The 2115-nt window shown below is 52.5% G+C and carries 3 protein-coding genes; all 3 read right to left on the bottom strand.

The features are described from left to right. Window positions 1-830: tRNA lysidine(34) synthetase TilS (tilS, locus tag Q0F21_RS07455; protein WP_297238752.1), on the bottom strand; the 830-nt coding region annotated here is incomplete at its 3' end. 69 nt (window positions 831-899) lie between these two features. Beyond that, window positions 900-1682 (bottom strand): C4-type zinc ribbon domain-containing protein, encoded by a 783-nt coding sequence (locus Q0F21_RS07450; protein WP_018106657.1) that lies wholly within the window; start codon window positions 1680-1682, stop codon window positions 900-902. Further along, window positions 1672-2115: Nif3-like dinuclear metal center hexameric protein (locus Q0F21_RS07445; RefSeq protein ID WP_297238750.1), on the bottom strand; the 444-nt coding region annotated here is incomplete at its 5' end. The genes Q0F21_RS07445 and Q0F21_RS07450, both read right to left, overlap by 11 nt.

Below are 2115 nucleotides of genomic sequence, written 5' to 3'. Positions count from 1 at the left end.
TCAGTAGACGGAGAGAGTATATCATCAATCTGGGTCGCCGTAAGATCCATCTCACTCATTATCCGATAGAGAGCAAAGGGATCTCCGCCCAAGTCTAGGCATCCACAGTCATTATTCCAGAGAGCCAACTTAGCTTGCGCCACTTGTCGATCCAAATACTCCTGCTCTTCGCGGAGATGGGACATGGTATTGATCGTGCTAGAAGTGAAGGAGGGATTTATCTCCCGAAACAGCGGGATCAGCTTATGGCGGATGAGATTTCGAGTAATGGAGGGATCTTCATTGGTGGAGTCCTCCACATGGGGCAACTGCTGCTCAGAGAGATAGTGCAGTATCTCGTCGCGTGTGACAGAGAGGAGCGGACGCCAGATGGCGGTCCGCTCATCATATGATCGCATGCCACAGAGGCCTCTTCCGCCGGTACCCCTGGCAAGATTGAGGAGAAGTGTCTCCACCTGATCACCGGCATGATGAGCTACCGCAATTGCAGCAGCCTCATAGTCAACCATAAGCTCAGCAAACCAGTCGTACCTCAGTACTCGAGCCGCCATCTCTACAGACAGGCCTTGCTCCCGCGCATATCCAATGGTGTCGAAAGATCTAACGACGAGCCTGACATTGGGATAGCGGTCACGGCATAGCCGGCGTACAAAGGTCTCGTCCCTGTCGCTTTCGCCTCCCCGGAGATGAAAATTGACATGCGCGGCGATGACCTTGTAGCCGGACCTGTAGAGCAAGTCCATCAGACAGACTGAGTCCGCCCCTCCACTGAGCCCGACGATGATCGTCGAGCCCTCATGCATCGTATGGTCAGGTAGTGTTAGTGACATAATAGCAGAGAGTGCCTCAGGGCACAAAAGCTCTGAGGCACTCCTAAGTCGTCTATGGAAAATCCTCGATCACTGTAGATCGACCTCACGTGCAGACTCCTCTGCAAGCTCGGGATCGACCAGGACACGGCCGCAATACTCACATGCGGTGATCTTCTTACGAGACTGGATGTCGATGATCCTCTGAGGGGGGATCTTATTGAAGCACCCCTTGCATGCGCCACGATCGATCGTCACGACAGCGAGACCATTTCTGTAGGAGTCACGTGTCCTGTGGAAAGCTCTCAGCAGACGCTCATCGATCTTGGTCTCGAGCTCCTTAGTCTGATCGTGCAGTCTGTCCTCTTGATCCTTTGTCTCAGAGATAATGGTGTCGAGCTCTGTCTTCTTGACCTCAAGGTCTTTCTCTCTCTCCTCAGTCTCGTGGCTCAGCTCCTCCATGGCCTCCTCAAGTCGAGCAATGCGCTCCTTGGCGAGACGAGTATCCTTCTCGAAGCCCTGTATCTCCAGCTCCTGATACTCTATCTCCTTGACTAAGAGGTCATACTCTCTATTGTTGCTGATATTATGGAGTTGCTCATTGTACTTCTTGATCAGCTCATTAGAGTTGATCGTACTCTCCTTGTACTCGCCGATCAGGCGATTAAGCTCCTCGATCTCCTCCTGATCCTTCTGATACCGAGTGTGGCGTCCCTCGATCTCATCCTCCAGGTCTCGCACCTCCTCCGGCAGCTCGCCGCGGATGATACGTATACGATCGATCTCACTGGTGACCAGCTGTAGCTTATACAGAGCCTTGAGCTTCTCCTGCACGGAGAGCTCCTCTTGATCTATAGATTTATTACTTGCCATTACTTCTCTCGAGATAATTTACCGGATTTGCACTATTTACAGAGTAGTGGAGTGCAAATGTACCCATTTTCTCTGATAAGATATTCCCTAAGATATTCTGAGTCATCAGCTCGGACTCGTAGTGTCCGTAAGTTGCCAGTACCGTGTAGTCAGTAGCGTCGTAAAAGTCATTGTACTTCGCCTCTCCTGTGATGAATAGCTCCGCCCCCATCCTCCCTGTTCGCCTATAGAGGGAGGCACCGGATCCGCTGCAGAACGCCACCCTGCTGATCTTGTGTCCGTCGTAGCGGCTGTGACAGACCCTCTCAACAGGCTGGAAGGCGGACATGCTGTCCACGATCTCCTCAAGCGTCATCGGACGAGGTAAGTCCCCGATCACACCACCTCCCACCTCGGGAGACTGATAGTTGACAGAGAGGACGTCGATAGCAGG

Source organism: uncultured Porphyromonas sp. (assembly GCF_934359325.1).
Lineage (GTDB): Bacteria > Bacteroidota > Bacteroidia > Bacteroidales > Porphyromonadaceae > Porphyromonas_A.
Note: the sequence above shows the minus strand (reverse complement) of the source record. Positions and strands in the feature narration are given on the sequence as shown.

Bases quoted from the DNA above. Each gene is read 5' to 3' on its own strand.
- Q0F21_RS07450 (WP_018106657.1), bottom strand. From the start codon at position 1,682: ATGGCAAGTAATAAATCTATAGATCAAGAGGAGCTCTCCGTGCAGGAG.